General features: G+C 74.1%; 14 protein-coding genes. 9 read left to right on the top strand and 5 right to left on the bottom strand.

The genetic code is table 11. The annotated features are described in order from the left end of the window. The first annotated feature begins 110 nt into the window (after positions 1–110). The 3 genes from ACIBTX_RS11455 (at position 111) to ACIBTX_RS11445 (ending at position 5,334) form a co-directional block, all read left to right on the top strand. Positions 111–1,907, top strand: coding sequence for a BTAD domain-containing putative transcriptional regulator (locus ACIBTX_RS11455; protein ID WP_396832414.1), 1,797 nt, complete (start codon positions 111–113; stop codon positions 1,905–1,907). 55 nt (positions 1,908–1,962) lie between these two features. Continuing rightward, positions 1,963–4,101, top strand: coding sequence for a DEAD/DEAH box helicase (locus ACIBTX_RS11450; RefSeq protein ID WP_396832413.1), 2,139 nt, complete (start codon positions 1,963–1,965; stop codon positions 4,099–4,101). A 123-nt stretch (positions 4,102–4,224) separates the two neighbouring features. Next, positions 4,225–5,334, top strand: coding sequence for a hypothetical protein (locus ACIBTX_RS11445; RefSeq protein WP_357134156.1), 1,110 nt, complete (start codon positions 4,225–4,227; stop codon positions 5,332–5,334). Positions 5,335–5,454: 120 nt separating this feature from the next. Here the strand turns inward: ACIBTX_RS11445 and ACIBTX_RS11440 are convergent, their stop codons facing one another. Then, entirely contained in the window at positions 5,455–5,871 is a 417-nt protein-coding gene (locus ACIBTX_RS11440; RefSeq protein WP_355053372.1) for a helix-turn-helix domain-containing protein, read from the bottom strand. A 238-nt stretch (positions 5,872–6,109) separates the two neighbouring features. Between ACIBTX_RS11440 and ACIBTX_RS11435 the strand changes: the two genes are divergently transcribed. Next, positions 6,110–6,550: a hypothetical protein gene (locus ACIBTX_RS11435; protein WP_357174286.1), complete on the top strand. Its 441-nt coding sequence runs from the start codon at positions 6,110–6,112 to the stop codon at positions 6,548–6,550. Between the two features lie 45 nt (positions 6,551–6,595). Here the strand turns inward: ACIBTX_RS11435 and ACIBTX_RS11430 are convergent, their stop codons facing one another. Then, positions 6,596–7,750: an SAM-dependent methyltransferase gene (locus tag ACIBTX_RS11430; RefSeq protein ID WP_357174289.1), complete on the bottom strand. Its 1,155-nt coding sequence runs from the start codon at positions 7,748–7,750 to the stop codon at positions 6,596–6,598. Between the two features lie 91 nt (positions 7,751–7,841). Next, the gene (locus tag ACIBTX_RS11425) at positions 7,842–9,527 is read right to left on the bottom strand and encodes a DEAD/DEAH box helicase (protein WP_357134149.1); all 1,686 of its coding nucleotides are present in this window, start codon (positions 9,525–9,527) and stop codon (positions 7,842–7,844) included. 265 nt (positions 9,528–9,792) lie between these two features. On the opposite strand from ACIBTX_RS11425, the gene ACIBTX_RS11420 reads away from it, so the two are divergent. Continuing rightward, a complete protein-coding gene (locus tag ACIBTX_RS11420) occupies positions 9,793–10,434 on the top strand; it encodes a ferritin-like fold-containing protein (protein WP_357174292.1) in 642 nt (213 codons plus the stop codon). An 81-nt stretch (positions 10,435–10,515) separates the two neighbouring features. On the opposite strand, the gene ACIBTX_RS11415 is transcribed toward ACIBTX_RS11420, so the two are convergent. Together ACIBTX_RS11415 and ACIBTX_RS11410 are read right to left on the bottom strand one after the other, a co-directional pair. Beyond that, entirely contained in the window at positions 10,516–10,743 is a 228-nt protein-coding gene (locus tag ACIBTX_RS11415; RefSeq protein ID WP_179781071.1) for a DUF3107 domain-containing protein, read from the bottom strand. A gap of 64 nt (positions 10,744–10,807) precedes the next feature. Continuing rightward, complete coding sequence (locus ACIBTX_RS11410) at positions 10,808–11,446, bottom strand: TetR/AcrR family transcriptional regulator (RefSeq protein ID WP_355053367.1); 639 nt, start codon at positions 11,444–11,446, stop codon at positions 10,808–10,810. 1,524 nt (positions 11,447–12,970) lie between these two features. Here ACIBTX_RS11410 and ACIBTX_RS11405 point away from each other — a divergent pair. The 4 genes from ACIBTX_RS11405 to ACIBTX_RS11390 all read left to right on the top strand — a co-directional run bounded on the left by ACIBTX_RS11405 (position 12,971) and on the right by ACIBTX_RS11390 (position 17,740). Further along, positions 12,971–14,998, top strand: a complete 2,028-nt coding sequence (locus ACIBTX_RS11405) for a hypothetical protein (RefSeq protein ID WP_396832502.1) — start codon at positions 12,971–12,973, stop codon at positions 14,996–14,998. Between the two features lie 23 nt (positions 14,999–15,021). Next, the gene (locus ACIBTX_RS11400) at positions 15,022–15,996 is read left to right on the top strand and encodes an alpha/beta fold hydrolase (RefSeq protein ID WP_396832412.1); all 975 of its coding nucleotides are present in this window, start codon (positions 15,022–15,024) and stop codon (positions 15,994–15,996) included. Positions 15,997–16,001: 5 nt separating this feature from the next. Beyond that, a complete protein-coding gene (locus tag ACIBTX_RS11395; RefSeq protein WP_357174301.1) occupies positions 16,002–16,841 on the top strand; it encodes a DUF3152 domain-containing protein in 840 nt (279 codons plus the stop codon). A 65-nt stretch (positions 16,842–16,906) separates the two neighbouring features. Next, positions 16,907–17,740 carry a DUF3152 domain-containing protein gene (locus ACIBTX_RS11390; RefSeq protein ID WP_396832411.1) on the top strand — a complete coding sequence of 278 codons (834 nt, stop codon included), beginning with the start codon at positions 16,907–16,909 and terminating at the stop codon, positions 17,738–17,740. Positions 17,741–17,828: the final 88 nt, after the last annotated feature.

Genomic DNA, 17,828 nt, shown 5'->3' with positions numbered 1-17,828 from the left:
CGACGAGGATGCTGCCGGCCGGCACGGCGGTTCGGCTGCCGATATGCTGCCGTCCGGCTGCCGGGCACTGCCGTCCGGCGGTCCCGGGGGTGTCAGGAGCGAGAACGCGCATGTCAGGCCAACTGCGTTTCGAGATTCTCGGGCCTCAGCGGGCCTGGTACGCCGACCGGGAGATCGACCTCGGTCCGGCCAAGCAGCGGGCGGTGCTCGCCGTACTGCTGCTCGCCGCCGGCCGCCCGGTGTCCACCGGGCAGATCGTCGACGCGGTCTGGCCGGAGGACCCGCCCGCGAACGGTCCCAACGTCGTGCAGAAGTACGTGGCCGGGCTGCGCCGGGTGCTGGAACCGGACCGGTCTCCCCGTACGCCGGGACAGGTGCTCAGCCTGACCGACGCCGGCTATTCGCTGCGGGTGGACCCCGAGGCGGTCGACGCGGTCCGCTTCGAACGGGGCGTACAGGCCGCCCGCCAGCGACACACGAGCGGGCGTACGGACGAGGCGCTTGCCGAACTGGCCGCCGCCTTGGATCTGTGGCAGGGGGAGCCGTTCACCGGCTTCGCTGGGCCGATCTTCGAGGCGGCCCGGCAGCGGCTGGTGGAGTTACGCGCCGTGGCGTTGGAGACCCGGTCCGAGTTGACGCTGGACCTCGGACGGCACCGCGAGACGATCGGTGAGCTGGTGGAGTTGGTGGCCGAGTTCCCCGTCCGGGAGCGGCTGCGACACCAACTCGTGCTCGCGCTCTATCGCAGCGGGCGGCAGGCGGAGGCGCTGGCCGCCTACCGGGAGTTCGGCGACCTGCTCCGCGAGGAGTACGGCATCGAGCCGGGCGAGGCGTTGCAGGAACTGCACCGGCGCATCCTGCGCTCCGACCCGACCCTGGCGGCGACCCCACACACCGCCGAACCACAGGCGCAGCGCCCCGTCCAACAACAGGCGCAGCGCACCGCCGCACCAGAGGCGCAGCGCGTCGCCGCACCAGAGGCGCAGCGCACCGCCGCACCGGAGACACCGCAGCCGGCAGCCCCGGTGCCCGGACCGGAGGCTTCGCGGCCGGCGGCCACGCTGCCCGGACCGGCAACGTCGGTGGTCGCCCCCGTCGGTCTCCTCCCCTCCCCGCCGGGCCCGGCATCGCCGTCCGCCCTGTCTGTGCCGCCTCCCCCCGCGCTCATGCCCCTGCCACCTCCGGCGGCCCCCACGAAGCCCGCTCGGCGGGAGACACCGCGTTGGGCGAGCAGGACGGTGACGATCCTCGGGACGGTGCTCGTCCTGCTCTCGTTCGGCTGCCTGACCTGGCTGGTGATCCTGGCCTACGCGGGGTGGCGGCGGAGTTGGCGGCTCGCGCTCGCGGGCCTCGGTTACCTGGCACTGCTCGTCGTCGAGGTGGTCATGCTCGACGTCGAGAGTCCGGAAGCCGAGGTGCCCGGACCGCAGGCGGTGACCTTCCTCGGCCTGGCCCTCATCACCTGGCTCGCGGGGGCCGTGCACGTGGTGCTGCTCAGCCGTGGACTCTGGGCGGCGATCACCGGACGACCGGACAGTGCCCGCGGTCGTGCCGACGAGGAGCGGCGCATCCGCCGGGAGCACGCCCGCTACCTGCTCTACCACTACCCGGCGGCCCGTGCCGAGTTGGGACTCGGGCGACCCGACCTGCCCGGCACCTTCGACGACGGCGGTCTGGTCGACGTCAACGGGGTCCCGGAGCAGGTGCTCACGGCCCTGCCCGGTCTGACGGCCGAGCAGGGCCGGCAGATCGTGGTGGACCGCTGGCTGCGCGGCCCGTACGCCTCGATGGAAGAGTTCGCGTCGCGCTGCCTGCTGCCTCCCAGCGCGACCGAGCCGCTGCGCGACCTGTTGCTCTTTCTGCCCCCGGCGTCCCGGCCCGATGAGGCGCGAACGCGCGGATCGTGACCGGCACCTCCCGCGCGGGCGGGGTTCTGACGTACGACGCTGGTAGAAATGCCGGATGGGCGACGAACGGGCGGCGGTACGGGAGCGGGCCGAGGCGGTGCTGCGTCGGCTGGCCGGTGAGCACGCCCGGCTGCGCGAGGACCAGTGGCGGGCCATCGAGGCGCTGGTCGTCGACCGACGCCGGGTGCTGTGCGTGCAGCGCACCGGTTGGGGCAAGTCGGCGGTCTACTTCGTGGCCACCGCGCTGCTCCGCGCCCGCGAGCAGAGTGGCGGGAGCGGCGAGCACGGTCCGACCGTCATCGTGTCGCCGCTGCTGGCTCTCATGCGCAACCAGGTGGAGGCGGCGGCCCGCGCCGGCATCCGGGCGCGCACGATCAACTCGGCGAACCTCGACGAGTGGGACGAGATCACCGCCGAAATCCAGGCCGGATCGGTGGACGTCCTGTTGATCAGTCCGGAACGCCTCAACAACCCGGACTTCCGCGACGGCGTGCTGCCGAAGCTGGCCGCGACGACCGGTCTGCTGGTGGTCGACGAGGCGCACTGCGTCTCCGACTGGGGGCACGACTTCCGGCCGGACTACCGGCGGCTGCGTACCTTCCTGGCCGAACTACCCGAGCGCACGCCGGTGCTGGCCACCACGGCCACCGCCAACGCGCGGGTCACCCAGGACGTCGCCGAGCAGTTGGGTGACGCGCTCGTCCTGCGCGGGACGCTGGACCGCGAGTCGCTGCGGCTCGGCGTCCTCGACCTGCCCAGCCCGGCGCACCGACTGGCGTGGCTCGCCGACCACCTGGACGAGTTGCCCGGCTCCGGCATCGTCTACACGCTGACCGTCGCGGCGGCGGGGGAGACCACCGAGTTCCTGCGCTCGCGGGGCTACCCGGTGGCGTCGTACACCGGCCAGGCCGAGGACGCCGACCGGCGCGCCGCCGAACAGGACCTGCTCGACAACAAGATCAAGGCGTTGGTCGCCACCAGCGCGCTCGGCATGGGCTTCGACAAACCCGACCTGGGCTTCGTCGTCCACCTCGGCGCACCGCCGTCGCCGATCGCGTACTACCAGCAGGTCGGCCGTGCCGGCCGCGCCGTCGAACACGCCGAGGTGCTGCTGCTGCCCGGCGTCGAGGACGCCGCCATCTGGCGCTACTTCGCCTCGCTGGCGTTCCCGCCGGAACAGCAGGTCCGTGCGGTGCTGGCCGCCCTGCACACCGACCGGCCGCTCTCCACCCAGGCCCTCGAACCCCTCGTCGACCTGCGCCGGGCCCGCCTGGAGCTGATGCTCAAGGTGCTCGACGTGGACGGCGCGGTTCGCCGGGTGCGCGGTGGCTGGCTCGCCACGGGCGAGCCCTGGGTCTACGACGAGGCCCGGTTGCGCCGCGTCGCCCAGGCGCGCACCGTCGAACAACAGGCCATGCGGGAGTACGCGTCGACGGGCGACTGCCGGATGCGATACCTACGGGAGCGCCTGGACGACACCGGGGCGACCGACTGCGGCCGGTGCGACAGGTGTGCCGGCCCGCTGTTCGCGGCGGACGTGTCGACGGCCGCGCTCGCCGCCGCGCAGACGTTCCTGGGCCGGCCCGGCGTCCAGATCGCGCCCAAAAAACTCTGGCCGACCGGGTTGGACGCGGTGGGCGTACCCCTCAAGGGCCGGATCGTCCCGGCGGACCAGGCGCTGCCCGGCCGCGCGGTCGGCCGCCTCTCCGACCTGGGGTGGGGCGGTCGGCTGCGGGACCTGGTCGGCCCGGAGTCGCCCGACGCGCCGGTGCCCGACGACGTGGCCGGCGCGGTGGTCGACGTGCTGAAGGCCTGGGCGCACGGCGACGACCCGTGGCCCCGCCGGCCGGTGGCGGTGGTCGCCGTCTCGTCCCGCCGGCGGCCCCGGCTGGTCGGCTCCCTGGCCGAGCGGATCGCCGCCGTGGGCCGGCTGCCGCTGCTCGGCGCGGTCACGGCGACCGGCCCGGACGGCCCCGGCGGGCCGCGCGGCAACAGCGCCCAGCGGGTACGCGCGCTGCACGACGCCTTCTCCGTACCGCCCGAACTTGCCGACGCGCTGGCCGCGCTGGACGGGCCGGTGCTGCTCGTCGACGACCTGGTCGACTCGGGCTGGACGATGGCGATGGTCGCCCGGGAACTCCGGCGGGCCGGCGCTCCCGACGTGCTCCCGCTCGCGCTCGCCGTGGCCGGCTGAGTCGTCCGCGAGCGCCGGTCAACGGCGGCGGGCGGAAAGTTCCCGGGCCGGGCGGATTGCGACGGCCGCCACGCTGCCCCGGCGTCGGCCGGAACCCACCGGGCACGGCGGTACGGTGTCGGGATGAGCTGGACGCCGGCGGTGCCTGACCAGGCGGGCGCGTCCCCGTCGGACGCGAGCGCCGTCGCCGCCGACCGGGCTGGCGCGCCCTCGTCGGACGGGAGCCCTGTCGCCGCCGACCGGGCGGGCGAGGCGTTGTCGGGCGGGTCGGCCGTCTCGGCTCCGGGTGTTGCCGGTGTGGCCGACCGGAGCACGGTCCGGTTGGCGCTGGTGGTGGGTGGTCTGGTGCTCGCCGTCCTGCTCGGCTTCGGCCTCGGTCGCCTGAACGGCGGCACCAACGTCAACGGCGGCACCGGCCTCGGCGGCGGCACCACCGGCGGTACGGCGCTGACCCCCGACCACACCCACCCGGCGGGCACCGCGGCCCACGACCACGGATCCGTCACGGGCGCCGGCCAGGGCGCTGCCACCGAGCCGGGCGGTCTGTCGGTCAGCTCGGGCGGATACACGCTCGTGCCACTGGGCACCGAATTTCGCGTCGGCCGCACCGGGCAACTGCGCTTCGAGGTACGCGACGCGCAACGTCGACCGGTCACCCGCTTCGCCGTCGTACACGACAAGCCGATGCACGTCATCGTGGTACGCCGGGACCTGACCGGCTACCAGCATCTGCACCCGACCATGACGCCGGACGGCATCTGGTCGGTGCCGGTGACCCTCCCGCAGCCCGGCGTCTGGCGGGCGTACGCGGACTTCACCGTGGTCGCCGACAACGGCGGCCAGAGCGCCGTGACCCTCGGCGTGGACCTGGTGGCGCCGGGCGCGTACCAGCCGCGTCCGCTGCCCGCGCCGGCCACCTCGACGACGGTTGACGGGTTCACGGTCGGCTACCAGGGCAGTCCGCAGGCCGGGGTGACGGTGCCGCTGACCTTCCGGATCGACGGTCCGAGCGGTGGCGCGGCCCTGGAGCGCTACCTCGGCGCGTACGGGCACCTGGTGGCGCTGCGCGAAGGCGACCTCGGCTACCTGCACGTGCATCCCGAACCGGAGTTGGCCGACGGCCAGGTCAAGTTCTGGCTGACCATCCCGAACCCCGGCCGTTACCGCCTCTACCTGGACTTCCAGGTAGCCACCAAGGTCCACACCGCCGAACTAACCCTGACCATCCCCTAACCCCCCGGCCCTCCTGGCCCCCTCCCGTCCCCGGCCCTCGCTGCGTCGATCATGAAGTTATTGCCACTCGCATCGGCGTGTCGTGGCAATAACTTCATGATCAACGCGGGGATCGGGGGGTTAGCCGGCTCGGCGGGTGGGGCGGCGGGCCAGGTAGCGGAGGAGGTCGCGGATGTGGTGCTTCTCCTCGGCCGGGACGGTGGGGTCGGCCAGCCGGTCCAGGATGGCGCGGACGTCGGCGTCGACCGGGCCGTCGTCGCTGCGGCGTCGGGGCGTCGGGCCCGCGTCAGGCAGTCCGAGGGCCCGGAACGCGGCCGCCACCGGTAGATCCAGAGCGGCACAGAAGCCGCGTACCTTCGCCAGTTCCGGATAGTCCTGCCAGTCACCGGCGAGCCAACGGAACACGGTGGAGCGGCCCACGCCCGTGTGCGCGGCGAGATCGGTCACGGTCCACCCGCGCTCTTCGCGGGCGTCGTCGATGGCCCGCCGGACGAAGCGGGCGAACGCCATCTGCGGTGTTACGTCTGCGGAACCCATCCGGTATGTCTTTCCCTCCCGGCCGAGCACTGGGAAGATGCGCCTCCGAGCGTAGTACGCCGAGGATCGGAAACCACTGACTGACCGCACAAACTGTCCCACGGATGAGACTCCACCTCGTGCAGTATTCGGACCGGTACCGAGCGATCATCATCGTTCTTCTACTAAGCTCGGTGCCCGTCCCGGCATGGCGCACGCGCGCCTGCCGCGTTCGCCCGGACCACCGCCGAGGAGCACCATGGCCGAATCGCGCCGTCCGCAGCCGTACCAGCCTGGTGCGGTGAGCCTCTTCTTCGTCGTCAAGGCCGGCGTCTTCGCCGCCGGGTGCTGGATCTGGCTGCTGGTCCTGGTGCTCCGCACCGACGCGGCGACCGGTGCCCACGTGCTGGCCGCCACCGGCGCGATCACCACCACGCTGGTCGCCGTGGTGCTGGGCGCCCGGATGGCGCTACAGCAGAACGCGGCCGTCCGGCACGCCGAGACGAAGAAGCTGCTCGTCGACATCTCCTGGAACGCGTTCACGGCCGCCGGCAACGCCGAGAGCTCGGGGAAGGTGGTGCCCTTCCCGAGCAGCCCGGTCGACGACGACCGCTCGACGCGCAACGGCGGAGACCGGGTGGCGGTCTTCGACCGATCCGGCAGCCGGGACCGGGGCGGCAACGCCGACCGCCGACGCTGACGCCGCTGCGAAGTCCCGGGCCTGCGGCAGGTCCAGCCGGCGAACCTAGCTGGCGGACCCCGTGTCGCCGGCCAGCAGGACCTCCAGCCGGGGCGTGACCTGCCACTGGTCGACCAGCTCGCGGTACTCCGTGTGCCGTGGGTCCGCGACACCGGTGTGGCGGGCGCGGATCAGCAGGTTGCGGGGGGTGTGCTGGGAGTCGACGAACTCCACCACCTCGGCCCGGTAACCGTGCGTCCGCAGCAACCCGGCGCGCAGCGCGTCGGTGAGCACGTCGGCGAAGCGCTCGCGCAGGATGCCCTGCCGGGTCAGCAACTCGTACGGCGCCGGGGTGGGCTGCGCGCGCAGCTGCTTGGCGAGGTCGTGGTGACAGCAGGGCGCGGCGAGTACCCAGCGGGCCTGCCAGCGCACCGCGCGGGCCAGCGCCTCGTCGGTGGCGGTGTCGCAGGCGTGCAGCGCCAGCACCAGGTCCGGGGCGGGTTCGACGACGGCCTCGGCGATCGTGCCGGCGACGAAGCTGACCTTGTCGGCCCAGCCCAGTCGCTGCGCCAGCTCGGTGTTGCGCCGGCGCTGGTCCTCCCGGACGTCCACGCCGACCAGCTCGACATCGAGCCCCCGACCCGTCAGGTAGCGGTAGGCGGCGAACGTCAGGTAGGCGTTGCCGCAGCCGAGGTCGACCACCCGCAGCGGACCGGTCAGGTCGTCGGGCAGGGTCGCGGCCAGGGCCCGCAGGAACGCGTCGACCTGGCGTCGTTTCGCCGCCGAGCCGCCGATCTCGGCGAAGATCGGGTCGCCGGGATCGAGCAGGTACTCCTTCGCCCGGTCGTTCCCAGCCGGTGTCGTCGCCGGTCGGGCCGTCGCCGCACGGTGTACCTGCGCCTCGCCGGACTTGGTCACCCGGAGCTGGAGGGTCGCGTCGGCGGTCTCCACGTGCCAGTTGCCGAAGGGCTCGGCCAGGAGCTCATCGACCGCCGCGTCGGCCTCGGGACCGGGAGCGACATTGCGGGTGTACGGGCGTACGCCGTCGGAGGTGGTGACCTGAAGTCGGGGCCCGGCCTTGAGCGTCACCGGCCGCAGTTCGGCCCGCTCGACCGTGGGGCGACGGCCGCGACGGCGTCCGGCGGCGACCGCCCGGGTCAGCGCGGGGTCGAGCAGCAGCGCCCGAACCTCGGTCAGGGCAGCGTCCAGTGGTTGCGGCATCGTTCCATCTTCAGCAGGTGGGGTGGGAAGAAGGGAACATCCCCCGCACCGCGTGAGGCGGTCCGGGGGATGTCGGATGGATCTCGCTGCGTCAGTCCGCGGTCGCCTCGGCCGGCGTACCCTCGCCGGAACCGCCACCACGACGGCGTCGGCGGCGGCGGGGCTTGGCGGCCTCGCCCTCGGCGGCGTCGACGGACTCGGCCGGCGCCGCGTCGGCCGCGATCACCGCGGTCGGCTCACCGGTCACCGTCTCGCCGGCCCGGCGGCGACGCCGGCGGCGCGGGGTGCGGGTGGCCTCGTCGCCAGCGGCGTCCGCAGGTGCTTCGGCGGCCGGCGGGCCGGCGTCGGCGCGGTCGCGGCGACCGTCACCCCGACCACGGCGCTCGCCCCGGGCCTCGCCACGACTCTCACCGCGTCGGCCGCCCCGGCCAGCGCTGTCGCCCCGGCGCGAGCGGGTGGTGCCGCCGAGGTCTTCCTCGATCTCGGCGGACAGCCCGGCGCGCGTCCGCTCGGCCGTGGGCAGCGTGCCGCTGACCTCGGTCGAGATGTGCAGGTCGGTGTAGAGGTGCGGGGAGGTGTGGTACGTCTCCGGCGGCTCGGGCATCTCCAGACCGAGGGTCTTGTCGATGATCCGCCAGCGCGGCATGTCGTCCCAGTCGACGAAGGTCACCGCGACGCCGGTCGCCCCGGCCCGACCGGTACGACCGATGCGGTGGGTGTAGGTGTCCTGATCTTCCGGGCAGTCGTAGTTGATGACGTGGGTGACACCGGTGACGTCCAGGCCCCGGGCCGCGACGTCGGTGGCGACCAGGATGTCGATCTTGCCGGCGCGGAAGGCCCGCAGGGCCCGCTCCCGGGCGCCCTGGCCGAGGTCACCGTGCACCGCGGCGACCGCGAACCCACGGAAGTCGAGATCCTCGGCGACCCGGTCGGCGGCCCGCTTGGTACGCGTGAAGATCATGGTCAGCCCACGACCCTCGGCCTGGAGGATGCGGGCCACCACCTCGACCTTGTTCATCGAGTGGGTGCGGTAGACCAGTTGCTGGGTCTGCGGCGACGGCCCGGTCTCGGCGGTGTGCCCGGCGTGGATCGTCATCGGCTGGCGCAGGAAGCGCCGGGACAGGGTGACGATCGGGTCCGGCATGGTCGCCGAGAAGAGCATCGTCTGCCGGTCTTCCGGAAGCATCGCCAGGATCTTCTCGACGTCGTCGAGGAAGCCCAGGTCGAGCATGCGGTCGGCCTCGTCCAGGACGAGCGCGCGTACCCGGTCGAGGCGGAGGTGCTTCTGCTTCTGCAGGTCCATCAGTCGACCCGGCGTGCCGACGAGGATCTCGACGCCCTTGCGCAGCGCGTCGATCTGCGGTTCGTACGCCACGCCGCCGTAGATCGGCAGCACCCGGACGCCGCGCGTCCGGCCGGCGGCGGCCAGGTCCTTGGCGACCTGGATGCCCAGCTCACGGGTCGGGACGACGACAAGCGCCTGGGGGACGCCGTCGCCACCCTCGCTCGGCGCGAAGACCCGCTCCAGCAACGGCACGCCGAAGCCGAGGGTCTTGCCGGTACCGGTGGGCGCCTGGCCGATGAGGTCGACGCCGCGCAGCGCGATCGGGATCGCGTACTCCTGAATGGCGAACGCGCGGGTGATGCCGGCCGCGGCCAGCGCCTCGACGGTCTCGTCGCGGGCGCCGAGGGCGGCGAAGGTGGGTGCCTCCGGTCGGACCGGGGCGGTGGGGGCCAGTTCCTGGCCGTCCATCAGATCTTGAGTCAGCTCGCTCATGTGGATGTGGGGGTGCCCTCTCGTGGGTGCGCCCCGTCATGTCCTCAGGGCGCGGTCGGTATGACGCGGGCCACACGGTCGGGGGCAGACTGCCGAGCCAGACCGGGCCGCACGCGCACCGCAGGCTGGACTTCGATCAGATCGGCGCCCACGGCAACTGCTCTATGCTACCCGAACAGGCAAGCTCACGTCCCGATTCCCGGTCGGCCAGCCGCCACGCGGGGGGATTGAATGTGAACTGCATCACACGCGGTAGCCTGCGCTCGTGTCCACCGCCGGTTCCGCCGTCCCCGACCTGCTCGGCCTGGTCGCCTTCGGTGAACTGCTCGCCTTCGAACGCATGGCCGCCGACGCGCGACTCGCGCCGGACCTGCGCCGGCGCGTCGAGCTGGACCAGATGGCCGCGGCCGAGATCGACAACTACCGCCGGCTCGCCGACCGGCTCGCCGCACTCGGTGTGCAACCGGAGGAGGCGATGGCGCCCTACGTGCGGCCGTTGCAGGCGTACCACGACTCCACCGAGCCGCGGGACTGGGCCGAGGCCGTCACCAAGGCGTACGTGGGCGACACCATCACCGACGACTTCATCAGGGAGATCGGCCACGCGCTGGACGGACCCGACCGGGCGCTGGTGCTCGACGTGCTGCACGACTCCCGGTACGCGGAATTCGCCGCCGCCGAGATCCGGCTGGCCGTCGCCGACGACCCACGGGTGGCCGGCCGGCTCTCCATGTGGGCCCGGCGACTGGTCGGCGAGGCCCTGTCCCAAGCCGGCCGCGTCGCCGCCGAACGCGCCACGCTCACCGTACTCATCATGCGGGCCGAGCGGATCGACGTGCCGGAACTCTTCGCGCGGCTCACCGCCGCGCACACCGCGCGAATGGCCGCCGTCGGACTGAACAACTGAGCGCCACTGGTCGGGCGCGTTCACGCGGTACCGGCCCGCGGCAGGTGGCGCGACGCCGACCTGCCGCGACGGCCGGACCGGTCAGCGGACGGTGAAACCGACCGCCCGGGGCGACGCCTCGGCGATCTCGACGTAGGCGACCTTCTCGACCGGAACGATGACCCGCCGGCCCTTCTCGTCGGTCAGGGAGAGCGTGCCGCCGTTGCCGGCGAAGGCGTCGGTCACGATCTGCTCGATCTCGGCCGGCGACTGCGCGCTGTCCACTACCAGCTCGCGTGGCGCGTACTGCACGCCGATCTTGACCTCCACTGTGCCTCCTCAACTGGGGCGAGAGAACCGCCCTGCGAAGGCTATCCGATCACGGGCCCGGCGGTCAGGCTGACTCACCTTGCAGCGGGAAGCTCGCGATGCCCCGCCACGACAGCGCGGCCACCAACGCCTCAGCTTCGGCCTTCGGCACCTGTCGGCCGCCGGCCAGCCAGAACTGCGCGGCCGTCTCCGCCGCGCCGACCAGCCCGGAGGCGAGCAACTCGGCATGCGACCGGCTCACGCCCGTGTCGGAGATGATGGTGTCGGTGATCGCCGCGATGCAGCCCTGCTCGACCCGCTCCACCCGCTGCCGCACCGCCGGGTCGTTACGCAGGTCCGACTCGAAGACGAGGCGGAACGCCTCGCTCTCGTGATCGACGAAGTCGAAGTACGCCCGGACCGACGCGCTGACCCGTTCCTTGTTGTCGCTGGTCCCCCGCATCGCCTCCTGCACCTGAGCGACGATGGCGTCACAGTGGGTGTCCAACAGCGCCAGGTAGAGGTCCATCTTCCCGGGGAAGTGTTGGTAGAGCACCGGCTTGGAGACCCCGGCCCGCTCGGCGATGTCGTCCATCGCCGCAGCGTGGTAGCCCTGCGCGACGAACACCTCCTGGGCCGCCGCGAGCAGCTGCTTACGACGCGCGGAGCGGGGCAGGCGCGTGGGCCTACCAGCGGTCTGTGCGCCGTTCCCCACAGCCGTCATGGGATCCTCCGAGTTCTTCGTACGAGCCGCCATTTTCCCCCCAGACCGGGGCGGCCCCCGACCGCGTCGTGGAATTGGCCCGCCGCTGTAACTTATCGCCACTCTCCCCACACGGTAGCCTCAGCGAGGGCGACCAAGGAGCGCGCGGTGAGTGAAACAGGGCAACCCGGAGCCGCCACCCCGGGAGAGCACGGTGACGGAGCGGGTCAGCACGACGACCCGGGTCGTTCCGGCAACGGGTGGGCGCCCTCGACGGGCGGGTGGTCACCGTCCGGCGAGAGCGAAGCGGCCGGGGAGCAGGCGCCACGATGGCAGCCCGACCCCGCGTCCGGCTGGCGCAGCACCTCGACGAGGCACGGTGACCTGCCCGCGCCTCTGCCCGGGCTGCCCGGCGCCGCCGAACGGCCGGCCCGGGTCAACGGCCACCACCTGAACGGCGTCCACCAGGCCGAGGCCGAGGGTGACGGCGTGGCCGACGGCGCCAACCACGGGGACGCCGAGATCAACGGCGTGGGTGCGTCGTCCGGTCGGCAGACACCGGTCAGCGCGCCACCCGGACGGACCGCCGAAGACCGGCCCGACCTGGGTGCCGGCCGCCTGGCGGTGCCCGCCCAGCGCCCCGCGCCCCCCGCCGACCAGGGGTCGGGCGAGGCCGACAGCGGTAGTGCCCGGCACCTGACCGCCGACCCCACCGCGCCGCGTGCCGCCCGCTGGGCCGAACCCGGTGTGCCCGGCACCGCGCCCATCCAGGTGCCGCCCGTCGGTACGGCCGCCTCGGGCTTCGAGGTACCACCCGGACTCCACGCGCCGACCGGCGACCGCTCGACCGCCGACGACCGGGAGGCCGGGTCGCGCGCCCGCCGGGAAGCGCTCGCGCCGGAGTCGTCGGCCGGGTCGGGACGCGGCGACGAGTCCGAGCCGGAACGCCCCGCCGCCGACACCCGGCGCGTGGGCGAGCCCTCCTCCGTCGAGCCGGACTGGTCCGGGCCCAGCTGGAACCGCCCGAGCTGGGGCAGCGGGTGGGCGCCACCCTGGTCCCGGCCGGACGGCGAACCCTCCGACCAGCCGACGCGAGACGAGTCCGCGCCGGGTTGGGTCGCCGAGCCCAGCGTGCCGTACGAGCCGGTGCGGGCCGAGCCGACGCGTCCGTATGAGCCACTGGCCGCCGAGCCGCCCCGCGCGTACGACGTCGCCACCGAGGCGGAGGCGGCCTCCGATCGCGGCCGGCCGTCGCGCCCGTCCTGGGCCGGCGAACGTCCGGCCACGACCCCGGCCAGCGTGCCGCCGGAGGCCCCCCGCTCCGAGCCGACCGAGCGCCCGGCCTGGGCCGGCGGGCCCACGTCCGAGCCGGCCGGTACGCCCGCCGTGCCTCGTCCGTCCTGGGCCGCGCCGATATCGAGCAGCGTGTCGACCGACCCGCCACCCCGCGCGAATGCCTCGGACCCCACCCCGACCAGCGGGCCCGGTGCGCCCGCGCCCGCCGCGTCGGCGGCGGCCGAGCGTCCGTCGTGGGGCGGGGGTTCCGTGCCGACCAGCGGTCCGCCGGCTGCCGAGCGTCCGTCGTGGGGTGGCGGTTCCGTGCCGACCAGCGGTCCGCCGGCTGCCGAGCGTCCGTCCTGGGCCGGGGGTTCCGTGCCGACCAGCGCCGCTCATGTGGAGCCGACCAGCGGTCCGCCGGCTGCTGACCGTCCGTCCTGGGCCGGTCCGGCATCGGCCCTCCCGCCGCCGCGTCCCTCGTGGGCCGGCGAGTCGGACCCGGCTCCGACCAGCTTCGGGGCGTCCCGCCCGTCCTGGGCCGGTGCTCAGGCCTCCGACGGCACGCCCGCGCGCCCAACCTGGGCCGGCCCCGCGCCGGTGGACCCGCCAGCGCCGGTCGACCCGCCACCGGCGCCCGCCGGCCCACCGGCGACGGTGGTGGATGCGCCGTCGCAGAGCACGCCGTCACCGGCGACGCCCGTCCGTCCGGCGGCCGAGCGTCCGTCCTGGGCAGGAAACTCGCCGACACCCGTGGCGAACACGGCCGCCGAACGACCGGACTGGTCCGAGGGGCGCATCCCGGCGGCCTCGCCGGGCGATCGTCCGTCCTGGCCGGTTAGCCGGCCGGCGAGCCCCGCTCGTGGCAGCGACGCGGGCGAGGCGGCCCAGCCGGTCCGACCAACCGGGCCGTTCCGGCTTCGGCCGGCGAGCCCCGAGCCACCCGACCCATCGACCGTCGGGCCGGCCCCCACCGCCTCGACGGCAACCGGTCCGGCCGCGGCCACCGCCGGGTCGGGGCGACACGACCGGCCATCCGCGTCCGCCGCTTCCTACGCGGCCCGCCGATCCGCCCCGGAACCGGCGTCGCCGGCCGACGCGGCCGCCAGCGGTCGACGGCCCGACACGCCGGCGGTACTGCCGCAGCGCGTCCCCGCGCAACCGGACGTGCCCGTCGTGCCGGAGCCGCCAGCCGTGGAACCACCCGCCGAAACCCCCGAACTCGCGCGCATCGCCACCCACCTGCGCCGTGACGACGAGCCCGCTCCGTTGCGGGAACGTCCCGAGGGATTCGACGTCAACGCCATCCTGGACGCCGTCCGGGAGGTAGCCGGTGTCCGGGACGCGGCGCTGCGTCGTACCCCGGCGGGTGCGCACAGCCTCCGGCTGGACCTGGCCGACGGCGCGGATCCGGCCGAGGTGAGCCGACAGGTCGCCCGGCTGCTCCAGGAACGGATGGGCCTCGCCGCCGCACCGCAGAACGTGCCCGGCCTGCCCACCACGCCGCCCCCACCGGTACGCCGCCGCGCCGCCGAGACACGACCTGCCGAGCCCCGCTCGGGTGGCGCGAAACCCGCCAACACGCGATCCGCCGAGGCCCGTCCCGCCGAGCCACGCAACAACGGCGCGGAAGCGCGTATCGCCGAGGGCGGCGGCCCGGCGGCGGCCGCGCCGACGAGCCCCGAGCAGCGGACCGGCCCGGACGCCGCGCTCCGGCGGCGGACGGGCGCCCCGCACCGGGGCCGCGCCACGGTCGAGGAGCCCGGCTCGGTCTCGGGTGTGCCCGCCGGCGGAGCCACCGGCAGCCCGGCGACGCTCGGTACGTCGTACTCCGGTGGTCAGGTGACCACGACGGAGTCGGCGCCCTCCCGCCCGCTGGACACCGGCGGCGCGCCGGGGCCGCGCGTGGTCATCGACCACGTGCAGGTCAGCACCTTCGGCCTGGACGCCAATGTGGAGGTACGGCTGCTCGCCGGCGACGGCACCGCGGCCGGGTACGCGACCGGGCCGGCGGTGGACGGCTACGTGCTGCGGCTCTGCGCGGTGGCCGCCGCCGCGGCCGTCGACGAGCTGCTGCGCGGCACCGAGAACGCCGAGCGTGGCCGCTGCTTCGTCGAGCACGCGGCGGTGGTGCCGTTCGGCAACTGCGAGGTGGCCACCGTGGTGGTGCTGCTGGTCTGCGAAGGCTGGGTCGAGCAGCTCGCCGGCTCGGCTCTGGTGGCCGGCGATCCGCGGCAGGCGGTGGTCCGAGCCACGCTGGCGGCGGTCAACCGCCGGCTGGAGGCACTACTCTCCTGAATGGTGCGAGGCAGACTGGAGGGATGAAGCGTGCCACCCTCTGGCCGGACCATCTCCTTGCCGACGCCGGTGTGCCGCCACCGTGGCCGGGCCGGGAGGTGCGCCTCGACGGCCAGGTCATGTACGTGCGGGACACCCCCGCGACGAGCGCGGACGCGGAGCCGGCGCTGTTCGTGCACGGGCTCGGCGGCTCGTCGCAGAACTGGACCGACCTGGCCGGGCTGCTCACCGACCGGTTGGACGGCCAGGCCATCGACCTGCCCGGGTTCGGTCGCAGCGAGCCGGGACGGCGCTACACGATTCCGGCCTTCGCCGACCTGGTCATCAGGTGGATCGAGCACTCCGGTCGGGGACCGGTGCACCTGTTCGGCAACTCGCTGGGCGGCGCGGTCTCGGTCCAGGTGGCGGGGCTGCGGCCGGACCTGGTCCGCACCCTCACCCTGATCTCTCCGGCGCTGCCGTTCCTGGATTTCCGACGGTCGTTGCAGGGCAGGATGCTGCCGGTGCTGGCCATTCCGGGGGGTGAGCGGCTGGTCGCCCGGCGGTTGACCCAGCTCGCCCCGGAGATCATGGCCGAGCAGGTGCTTGAGGCGTGTGTCGCCGATCTGAGCCGCATCTGTGTGCAGCGCCGGGAGGAGGCGTTGGAGGAGATCCGGGTGCGGTACGAGGCGGCGCACTACGCGGCCGCGTACGTCCGGACGTTCCGGGGTCTGGTCTCCAGCTTCCTGCGGGCGTACCTGCCGGGGTCCGGGTCGCTGTGGCGGCTCGCCGGGGCGGTCCGCGCGCCGACGCTCGTGGTGGGGGGTCGGCAGGACCGGCTGGTCGACGTCCGGGTCGCGCCGCAGACCGCCCGGGCCATCCCGGACAGCCGCCTGTTGATGCTCGACGGGGTCGGCCACGTGGCGCAGCTCGAGGTGCCCCGGCTGGTCGCCCGCGCGGTGGTGGGTCTGCTCACCGAAAAGGGGGAGCCCGTCCGGCCGTCCGATCTGGCAGGCTGACCGGGATGTTCAGGTCCGCTCACCGTCATCGACGCTTCGCGCTGATCGCCCAGTTGGTGGCGGTGGTGCTGGCGATCGGCGCGGCAGTGACCGTGGTCGCCGAGGAGCGGGGCGAGCCGTCCGACCGGCTGACCGCCGAGGAGGCCGCCGCCCCGCCGCTGGTGGCGAGGCCGCTGCCGGGGTCGGTGAGCCCGTCGCCGAGCGCCACGGTGGCGGCGTCGCCGAGCGCGTCGCCGGTGCTGCGGATGCCCGGAGCGGTCCCGAGCGCCGGGACGGGCCGCTTCGAACACGACGACCGCTCCGGCCCGGTCCTGGGCCGCGCGGGTGAGCTGCGTCGTTACCGGGTGGCGGTCGAGTCGGGCAGCGACGAGGACGTGGCCGCGTTCGCGCAGGCCGTCCAGGTGGCGCTCACCGGACCGGGCAGCTGGGTCGACAGCGGTCGGCTGCGGTTGCAGCAGGTGCCGGGGGACGCTCCCCGGGACTTCACCGTCTACCTGGCGACGGCCCGTACGGCGGGCCGGATGTGCGCCGCGGGTGGGGTGGACATCCGGATCGACGGGCGGCCGTACACCTCCTGCCGCGCGCCCGGTCAGGTGATCGTCAACCTGGACCGGTGGCGGTTGTCGGTGCCGCACTACGTCTCGGCGCGCGTGCCGCTGTCGGTGTACCGGACGTACGTGGTCAACCACGAGGTCGGTCACCAGCTCGGGCACCATCACGAGCGCTGCCCGGGCTCGGGGCGTCCGGCGCCGGTGATGATGCAGCAGACCCTCTTCCTCAACGGATGCCGGGCCAATCCGTGGCCGTACGTCGACGGTCGGCGCTACGCCGGGCCGGCACTCTGAGACGTATTGCGGCAATAGCAGCCAAAAGCGGAGAATTGCCCGAATAATCTGGCAGGCTTGGCGTCATGACGCCGTCGTCCCCTTACGGCCCGCCCGAGCCGCCCGACCCGCCGGCAGGGTCGGCGTACGAGGGCGCGCGTCCCAGTCTCGTGCGAATGCGCCGTCGCCGACGGCGCACTCTGCTGCTCGGTGTGCTCGTCCTCGCCACCGCCGGCGCCATCGGCGTGACCGTGGCGGGTGGCGGTGAGCCGCCGGCCGACGCGCCGCCCATCCCGACACCGGGCGGCATGGGCGTGGGCGGCGGGGAGGCCCATCCGGCGCCCAGCGACTACCCGTCGGTCGGCGCGGGACGGTTCACCGCCGCCGACTCCGAAACCGCGGTGCACGGCGAGGACGGACCGCTGCGCCGGTACCGCGTCGTGGTCGAGCGCGACAGCGGCCAGGACGCCGGCACGTTCGCGGCGCGGGTCGACGAGGTGCTGGCCGACCCGCGCAGCTGGATCGCCTCCGGCGAGCTGCGCGTGCAGCGGGTCGCCGACGCCCGGGCCGCCGACTTCACCATCTACCTCGCCACCCCGGTCACGTCAGAGCGGATGTGCGCCGAGGGCGGCCTGTCCACCGAGCGCTACACGTCCTGCCGGCTACCCGGCCGGGTGATCATCAACCTGGCCCGCTGGCAGGAGGCGGTGCCCGACTACGGCGCACCGCTGGAGACGTACCGCACCTACGTGATCAACCACGAGGTCGGCCACGAGCTCGGTGCCGAGCACGAGGCGTGCCCCGGTCCGGGCGAGCCCGCCCCGGTGATGCAGCAGCAGACGTACGGGCTGGAGGGCTGCTTGGCCAACGCCTGGCCCTACCTCGACGGCCGTCGCTACGCCGGCGACGCCATCCCCTGAGTTATTCCCGCTCCCGCATCGCGGACCACGTGTCCTCCCTCATGGCCGAGCGGGGCCCCGGCGAGCAACAATGGCGCGGTTCACACCG

This window comes from Micromonospora sp. NPDC049359, from assembly GCF_044466585.1.
In the GTDB taxonomy this organism is placed as follows: domain Bacteria; phylum Actinomycetota; class Actinomycetes; order Mycobacteriales; family Micromonosporaceae; genus Micromonospora.
Note: the sequence above shows the minus strand (reverse complement) of the source record. Positions and strands in the feature narration are given on the sequence as shown.